At 65.0% G+C, this 8348-nt stretch carries 6 protein-coding genes; 2 read left to right on the top strand and 4 right to left on the bottom strand.

All coding sequences use genetic code 11. From position 1 onward, the window contains the following. Together NP3_RS49225 and NP3_RS22010 are read left to right on the top strand one after the other, a co-directional pair. On the top strand, positions 1-820 hold an 820-nt coding region (locus NP3_RS49225), incomplete at its 5' end, for a hypothetical protein (protein ID WP_169814541.1). 155 nt (positions 821-975) lie between these two features. Beyond that, positions 976-2409, top strand: coding sequence for an MFS transporter (locus NP3_RS22010; protein ID WP_063043487.1), 1434 nt, complete (start codon positions 976-978; stop codon positions 2407-2409). Here NP3_RS22010 and NP3_RS22005 read toward each other — a convergent pair. The 4 genes from NP3_RS22005 to NP3_RS21990 all read right to left on the bottom strand — a co-directional run bounded on the left by NP3_RS22005 (position 2401) and on the right by NP3_RS21990 (position 8291). After that, positions 2401-4494, bottom strand: coding sequence for an AMP-binding protein (locus NP3_RS22005; RefSeq protein WP_063043495.1), 2094 nt, complete (start codon positions 4492-4494; stop codon positions 2401-2403). The two genes, NP3_RS22010 and NP3_RS22005, sit on opposite strands and share 9 nt — an antisense overlap. Before the next feature lie 457 nt (positions 4495-4951). Then, on the bottom strand, positions 4952-5860 hold the full coding sequence (locus NP3_RS22000) for a UbiA family prenyltransferase (protein WP_063043486.1): 909 nt from the start codon (positions 5858-5860) through the stop codon (positions 4952-4954). Between the two features lie 2 nt (positions 5861-5862). Continuing rightward, the gene (locus NP3_RS21995; RefSeq protein WP_063043485.1) at positions 5863-7242 is read right to left on the bottom strand and encodes a cytochrome P450; all 1380 of its coding nucleotides are present in this window, start codon (positions 7240-7242) and stop codon (positions 5863-5865) included. Continuing rightward, entirely contained in the window at positions 7239-8291 is a 1053-nt protein-coding gene (locus NP3_RS21990; RefSeq protein ID WP_218024905.1) for a polyprenyl synthetase family protein, read from the bottom strand. The genes NP3_RS21995 and NP3_RS21990 overlap by 4 nt, the downstream gene beginning before the upstream one ends. Between the last annotated feature and the right edge of the window lie 57 nt (positions 8292-8348).

Raw genomic sequence — 8348 nt, 5'->3', positions numbered from 1 at the left:
GCAGGCAGTGGCGGTACCGGCATACGTGCAGGAGCCCGACGCGGCATCGCTGCCGGTCTATGTGCGAGAGCCCGAGGTGGTGTGGCCGCCCGCGGTGCAACCGCAGTCGGAGGCCGTACCGCTGCCGATCCATTCTCAGGAATCCGAGACAGCACGACTTCCGATATATCCTGACATCGAGATGCCGGGCTCCCGTGCGTATTCCGTCGATTCGGCGACGCCTGTCACCGCTGTCGAGTTGGCGGCGCAGCATGGTCTGGACCTTGTCGGATTCGATGGGCCGAATGTCGACAAGTATGTTGTCCGGGAGGTCACGGCAGCGGTGGACGACATGCTCACCCGGTATCCGATTGCCTTGCGCGGCATACGGATTACCGTTCAGGACGATAGCGCGCCCCCAGTGCGTGGGGCGTCTCCGTCATTGCCGCAATCAGATGCGTCAGCGATTTGGATGGTGCTCGATGGGGGTGCCTTGGCGACCTTGGTACCGGCGGCCGGGAGTGCGCGGCCGCGCCGGTGGTTGCGGCGGCGGCGCAATGCCGATCGGCCGGTGTATGCCGCGGTTGTGCGTGAGTTCGGTTGTGCGCTCGATGTCGCGGGGGACTTTCGGGCCCGGCACGAGGCGCAACGCCGACTGATTACCGAATCACTGCGTGGCAGTGCGGATCTCACCTACAACCCGCTGGATCCGAGCCTCGCCCTGCTCGATGCGTTCACCGATTTCGCGCTGCACGGGGATCGTGCGGGGAAGTTGGCGAAGGAGTTGCACGACATGCTGGTGAAGATGGCGCGAGCCGAGTCGACCGACCTGTCGGCCTGATCGGGCCAGGGCCGATCCTCGACTTGGGCCGGTTCACAAGATGGGTGAGTGCCGACTTGTGTGTTGGCGGAGTCTTTTATCGCTGACCCGCGGTAGCCACCGGATTGTTCGTTACCGTCATCGCGTTCGATTGCCCGCTTTCGGGAGGATCAGCTGTGACGGAGATCGAAACACAACGATCCGACGAGCGGGCGGGCGGTGAATTCGGCGCGTGGCTCGCCTTCACCGGCTGCCTCATCGCGGTTTTCATGCAGATGATCGACGTGACCATCGTCAATACCGCACTGCCGAATCTCAGCGCGGACCTGCGGGCCTCGCAGTCGGCGCAGGTGCTTGTGGTCTCCGGGTATTCGCTGGCCTTCGCGTGCACGCTGCTGACCGCGGCGCGCATCGGCGCCATCGTCGGCCGCCGCACCGTATTCCTGATCTCGGTCACGGCATTCACCGCGGCCTCGGTGTGGTGCGGAATATCCTCGAGCGCAACCGAATTGGTAATCGCAAGAATCGCCCAGGGGGTCGCGGGCGCCGGGATGGCGGCACAGACCATTGCCATCCTCATCGCGAGCTTCCCGCCGAATCGCCATCAAAAGGTCTTCGCGCTCTACGGTGCGACCGCCGGATTCGCCGGAATGCTCGGGCCGATCCTCGGCGGTGCGCTGGTCACCGCCGATATCGGCGGACTCGGTTGGCATTCGATATTCCTGCTGAATCTGCCCGTCGGCGTGCTCGCCTTCGTGCTCGGCTTCAAATATCTGCACCTCGGCAGGCCACCGGAACGCGATCGCCTCGACCTGGGCGGGGTGGCATTGTCCACCGTGAGCCTGTTCGCCTTACTCGCCGCTCTCGCGGACGTTCAGCAGAATGGTTGGCGGCCATGGCCTTTCGGTGTGGTCGCCGCGGCTTTCGCGCTGGGTGCGGTGTTCTTCGGCTACGAGCGCAGGCTGGCTCGACGCGGCGGCAGTCCACTGGTGCGCTTGGATCTGTTCGCCGATCGCGGCTTCGCCATCGGTGCTGCGCTGGTGGCCAGCTTCTTCGGCTTGTTCACCGCATTCGTCTTCACCGTATCGATCACCCTGCAGGACGAGTTGCATTGGTCCGCACTGCGCACCGGTGTGGCGATGACGCCATTCGCACTCGGCGCGGGTACCGGCGCCCTCGCCGCCATGCTGCTGGTAAAGCGTTGGGGGGTAAAGGCACTCGCATTCGGAATTGCGATGTATGGCTGCTGCGTGGCGATCGGCGCGGCATATCTGCGGCTCACCGCGGGCGAGGTGAATCTCACTTTGGCGCTCGGCCCGGTCTTCATCGCCGGATTGGGGGTCGGCCTGTTCGGTGTGCAAGTGCAACCGCTGATGCTGGCGGGTTTGGACCAGCGCCAAATGGCCGAAGCATCCGGGCAACTACCCACCATCGAGCAGATCGGCAATGCGGTCGGGCTCGCACTGCTCAGCGTCGTGTTCTTCCGCACCCACACCCTGGACGGCAGCATTGTCATGCTGGCGGCCATCGCGGTCATCGCCATCGCGATGGCGGTGCCGACCCTGGCCGTTGCCCGCACCGTCGCAGGAACCCACATAAGGTCAGGCTGACCCGGTGGTGCCCAGTGGAGACGGTTCGCCGGGCTCGGATCCGATGAGCAGCCGCTTGAGAATCTTCCCGGTTTCGCCCCGGGGGAGTGCGTTGAGGAAGGTGACATCGCGCGGAACGGAGAAACGGCTGAGCCGATTACGAATGTAAGACCGAATCATATCCGAATCCAGCCCCGCGCCTTCGCGTTTCACCACGAAAGCCGCCAGACGCTGCCCGAACTCGGTATCCGGCACGCCGACCACGGCGACCTCACTGACCTGTGGCAGATGCGCGAGGGCCTCCTCGACCGGACGCGGAAACACATTCTCACCGCCCGAGATGATCATCTCGTCGTCGCGTCCGGCAATGAACATTCGACCCGCGACATCGAGATAGCCGAGGTCACCAGTGTCGAGCATGCCGTCGGCCTCGGCGGGCGGCGCCGAATTGACGTAGCCGTCGAACAGCATGTGGTTGCCGACGAAGATATGCCCGGTGACGCCGATCGGAACCGGACGCTGATCCGGACCGAGCACCGCGACCCTGGTGCCGAGCGGCGGTCGGCCCGCGGTGGTCGGTGCGGTGCGCAGATCGTCCGGAGTCGCGATGGTGGCCCAGGACACCTCGGTGGAACCGTAGACGTTGTAGAGGATCTCGCCATAGGTGTCCATGAATCGCAGCACGGTCGCCCCGGCCAGCGGTGCGCCGCAGCTGATCACGGTGCGCAGACTGGATGTGTCATAGCGAGCACGCACGGCGGTGGGCAGATCGAGGATGCGATTCACCATGGTCGGCACCACGATCATGCTCTCGACCTGGTGTTCGGCGACCAGCCGCAGACAGTCCTGCGCCTCGAACCGCTCCGGCAACACGACAGTTGCCCGCAGTGCCGTGCTGAGCTGCAGCCCGGCCAGACCCCAGGTGTGGAACAGCGGGGCCGGGATCAGCATCGCCGCATCCATTGCGAGCGGAATCCGCGACAGCAGGGCTGCGATGGTGCCGAAACCCTTCGGATGGGGGCGGCGCGCGCCCTTCGGTGTGCCGCTGGTTCCCGAGGTCAGCACGATCAGCCTGCCGGGCTGTGCCGGGATGCGAAATTCGGACTGCCCCATGGCGATCAGGTCGTCGATGGTGGAACGCCCCGGTACCGGCGGGCGACCGTCGGTATTGAACCGCGGCAGATCGGTATGCAGGTAGCGAACCAGCTGTTCCAGATCACCGTCGACGAACAGTGCCGAAAGCCGGTGGCGCTGTACGATTTCCTCGATGCGCCGCCCGGACAGCCCCGCATTCAACAGCGCGACGTCGACGCCGAGTTTCCCGGCGGCGACCATGGTTTCGACCATGCCCGCATGGTTGCGCGACAGCAAGCCCACCGCGTCACCGGACGCGAGCCCCAGGGTGGCCATGGCCCCGGCCAGCGCGTTCGTGCGTTCGTGCATCTGAGCGAAGGTGCGGGTGCCGGAGTCGTCGACGACAGCGATCCGATCCGGCGAATGCGCGGCTCCCGCCGCGTATCCGCCCGCCAGATTGAAGCCCCATTTCGCCAGGGAGCGAACCTGTTTGATGCTGGTCGCGGGGTTGGTGGGCCGCGCGACACCGGTACTCATGATCTGCTTGGCCACACCCACCTGCCGCCGCAGCGGTGAATTCTCGGCATTGACCGCGACCGAGGTGTGCGCGCCGCGAATGACGTCGACCGCGTGCCGCAATCCGCTGTCGACCCACGCCACCACTGCGGCATTGGACTGCTCCGGCAGCAGCGGATGCATCCGGCCCGGTGCGAACAGGGTGATGACGATCTTGGTGCGCTCCTCGTCACCGCGCAGGCGGACCGAGGCGAAACTGCCGGTGCCAACGCACTCCAATTCGAAGCTCTCGTACCAGCGACACACCCGGAACCGCACCTGGTGAGTGCGGATTCCGGATTCCGGGGTGCCGACCCGTAGTTCCAGAATACCGTTGTCGGTACGGGATTCCACGCGTTCGCAGGCGCCGATGCCTGCGAATAAGCGCGGATAGGTTTGCGGTTCGAGCAGCAGATCCCAGAGCGCTCGCCGGGCGATCGCGAATTCCGCGCCCACATCGATGATGTCGGTAACCAACTCATGCACTTCTCGTCGGCCGGTTCGAACAGCTCGGGTCGGCGGGAAACCCCTATGAACGCAAGTATGCGAGGCACCACCGGTGTTGCCCACCATTCACTGCGAAGTTGGGTTCGCGCCCAACCGGCGACCGGGACCCATGTGAATGACCCCAATAATCGCCGGAATCCACCCCGCCGGGCCGCGCGCACCAGCCCTGGGCTCGATCACAATGCACACGCGGGCCAATAATGTTGTGCTCCAATAGGATTGCCCAAATGTTCAGGCAAACCTAAGCTGGGAATACATGGTGATCACCGGGCACCGTCGCCGACACCGTGTCTCGAATACTCGCAGGCGCGACACCGAGGCCGCAGTCGGTGCCGCTGGCGTGGCGGTGTTCGAGGGCAGGCCGCGCTCATCCGGTTCGGGTAATCCGATCCCTCCCCGGATCTGCGTGGGCGCGTCCTGCCGAGGATTACCTTCCGAAAGCGAGGATCGCGCTGGCCAGAGTCAGGCAGTACCAGTAGGTATAGAAGAGGTAGGTGGTGTGGTCGGCGCGGCGATCGCGCCGCCGGAACACGCGGTAGGCGATGACGAAGGACAGCAGCGCCGCGGCCACTCCGAGCAGTGCCGCGGGGAGCGGTACGCCGCGGTAGACGAGGAAATGCATGGCAACCGGATAGATCACGAATGCCGCCGCCAAGAACCGGCGGCAGGCCGACTCGCCGAAAACCACTGCGGCGGTGCGTCTTCCGACCGCCACATCACCGTCGATATCGCGTAGATCTTGCAGGGATACCAGCACACCCAGGGGTATGGCGATCGCCGCGATCCAGGTCCAGGCCGCCGGGGTCAGGGGAGTCACGATTTGCCAGGCGGCCGCGAGTTGGGCGATCGTGCCCGCGACCATGGCGGCATTCTTACCCCACAGTGCGCGGGCACCGCCGAAATGATTGTGGAAGGCCCACGCCACGATCCAGAGCACCGTCCATTCCAGGACCTGCAGCACCGCACCCAGCGCGAGGAAGGCGGCAGTGACCCAGAGCAGCCGCCACTTGGCGCCCTGCGGGGTGACGAGTCCGACGACGAGCGGCCGGTGCGGCTTGTTGTGGCGATCCTCTTCGATGCCGGTCAGCTGGTTGGAAAGGTTGAACGTGTAGATGTAAAGCCAGAAATAGACCAGACATTCGGCCAACACCAGCGGTAGTGCAACGACACCCGCACGGGTGCTCGCCCATGCGGCGACGGCGAAGGTCGTCGCGGGTACAACGGTTGCCGTAAGGTCGCCTGCGCTGAACGACCAGCAGATGTGGAACTCGCGCAGTAGGCCGCTGGTCAGCACGCCGACCCTGCGGCGCGTGGCCGCCTCGGGGGGTGCGGCCATAACTATCTACCCGGCTCCGATGCGGATGCATCGACGGCCACCGGATCTCGGCGCCACACCCGCATGCCGAGTTTCGTCGGTGCGGGCAGATGTGCGAGCGATACGTGCACGGGCCGGGTCGACAGTGGATCGACGCGCCAGCGTGCCGCGATCGTCGCCAATGCCAAGCTGGCCTCGACGAGTCCGAACTGGTCACCTATGCAGCGTCGCGCACCGGCGCCGAAGGATATGAACAGCGTTCGGTCCGGCTCCGTGCCGATCCACCGATCGGGCACGAATTCGCCTGCCCTATCATAGATTTCATCGCGCCGATGAATGACGTGCGGACTGACCGCGACGGTCGTACCCGCCGGAAGCGGGACGCCGTCGAGGGTGGTGTCCGCAGAAACCACCCTCGTGAGCAACCATCCGGCCGGATACAACCGCAGCGTTTCGGTCACCACCCGATTGACGACCGGCAGATTCGCCAGGTCCTGATAGCGGGCGGTGCTATCGCTCAGCACGGTATCGACCTCGTGCTGAAGCTGCCTTCGTAGCTCCGGATTTCGTCCGAGCAGATACAGCGCCCAGGTCAAGGTGCTCGCGGTGGTTTCCGCACCCGCGAACAGAAAGGTGAATACCTGGTCGATGAGTTCATCGTCGCTCATCGCGACCTGCGCGCCGGTGGAGTCGGGATCGCGGGCACGCATGAGGGAGGACAGCAGATCACCGTGGTCGCGATTGTCGGCGCGCCGCTGGTCGATGAGTTCGGCGGCCACCGCCCGCAGCCGGTTCCGAGCCTGGTAGTAGCGCCGGTTGGCCGGTGTGGGCAGTCGATTGACGGCCGGTGGCAGCACCATCCGCCGGAATATGCTCCCGGCGATCGTCGTGAAATCGTCGGCGACCTGCTGCACCGAGGTCTCCGGAAACGACGAGGAGAACATTGTCCGAACTGCCACTCGGACAGTGAGTTTCGACATTTCCGCGCCGAGTTGGATTTGCAGTCCGTCCTGCCAGGACCCGATCACGTCTTCGATCGAGTCGACCATGGCCTCGGAGTATCCGGGCATACGTCCCGGTTGGAAGGCGGGTTGGCTCAGGCGGCGCTGTCGGCGGTGCCTGCTGTGCGGGCAGGTTCCGATACCGTCGCCTGCGACTTCGCGGGAGCGATCGTAGAGTGGTCCGCCGCGATCGAAGGTACGGTCGTCGAGGAGTACCACCCGGGCCAACTCGGGATCGCAGACCACCACGACCGGCAGCGGGCCCAATTGGACTCGGCTGAGGCGGCCGTGCGTGGGGAGTGAGGAGAGGAATCCGATCGGGTCGGTGAGAAAACGCATGCCGTGGCCGAGAATCGGGACTGTGTTCGGAGCTAGCGGGATCGACTCGATCGGGTTCTTCATACGGACCTGCTGGTCATCATCGCGGCGAGTAGTCGAAGATCCTCGGTGGCATCGTCGGCGGATACGCTGGTGAGGCAGTCCAACGCGGCATCGAGCTCCCGCTGGGCCTCGCGTTCGGCCCACTCGCGAGCTCCGGTGAGTTCGATCAGGCAGGCGATCCGGTGCAGCGTTTCGGTATCTCGGCCGACATCTCGATACAACTCGCGAAGCGCATCCGCGGTGGGCCCGGTCGAATCCAGAGCGCGCGCGATCGGCGGGGATTTCTTGCGGTTGGCGAGGTCGGGGTAGAGCGGCTTACCGGTCACGCTCGGATTGCCCCAGATGCCGAGCATGTCATCGATCAGTTGGAATGCGATGCCGAGATGATGTCCGAATTCGGCCAGCGCTCTGGCTTGTTGCTGGTCGGCGCCACCGGCGATCGCACCCATCTCGCAGGCGCAGGACAGCAGCGCCGCGGTTTTCGACTCGATCATGGCGAGGGATTCGTCGACGGTTTCGCGGTGTTCGGACTCGATATCCGCGGATTTTTCGTTGCATAACGCGTCGAGGGCTTTCGACAGCAGCGTGATGCCGGGGCGGCCGACCATCTCGTTGATCGCCATGGCGAGTAGCGCATCTCCGGCGAGCTGGGCGCCGCGTTCGCCATAGACCGACCAGGCCGATCGGCGGTTGCGTCGCTGCTCGTCGCCGTCGGTCAGGTCGTCGTGCAGCAGCGAGAAATCGTGCACCAGCTCGACCGCGACGGCCTCGGTGACACCCTGCGGTGGCTCCGCGGACGCTACGGCTTTGGCGGATGCGAGCACCAGCGCCGGACGGATCGATTTGCCGACCTGTTTGCTCGGCCGCCCCGTGGCGTCCAGCCAACCGGCGTGGTAGCCGACGATCATTCTGATCGGTGGGGCAATGCGGTCCAGGGAGGAGCGGTATGCGGGCTCGACCAGTCGCTTGGCCTCGTCGAGCACCGTGGCCGCGGTTCGCGACCCGGATTCGTACCTGGTGATGCCCACTACCCGTCCTTCGATGCCCGCCTCGCTCGTACTCAGTCGCACGTAGCATTGAGATGGTATCAACATTTGGATGGTATGCGCATCTGTAAACGAACAGAA

Source organism: Nocardia pseudovaccinii NBRC 100343 (assembly GCF_001613225.1).
GTDB lineage: Bacteria > Actinomycetota > Actinomycetes > Mycobacteriales > Mycobacteriaceae > Nocardia > Nocardia pseudovaccinii.
The sequence above is the reverse complement of the archived record's forward strand: the minus strand, read 5'-3'. Positions and strand labels throughout refer to the sequence as shown.

What these genes read in the sequence shown, in the direction of transcription:
- NP3_RS21995 (WP_063043485.1), bottom strand. Translation starts at nt 7,242, where the DNA reads ATGAAGAACCCGATCGAGTCGATCCCGCTAGCTCCGAACACAGTCCCG.
- NP3_RS22000 (WP_063043486.1), bottom strand. Translation starts at nt 5,860, where the DNA reads ATGGCCGCACCCCCCGAGGCGGCCACGCGCCGCAGGGTCGGCGTGCTG.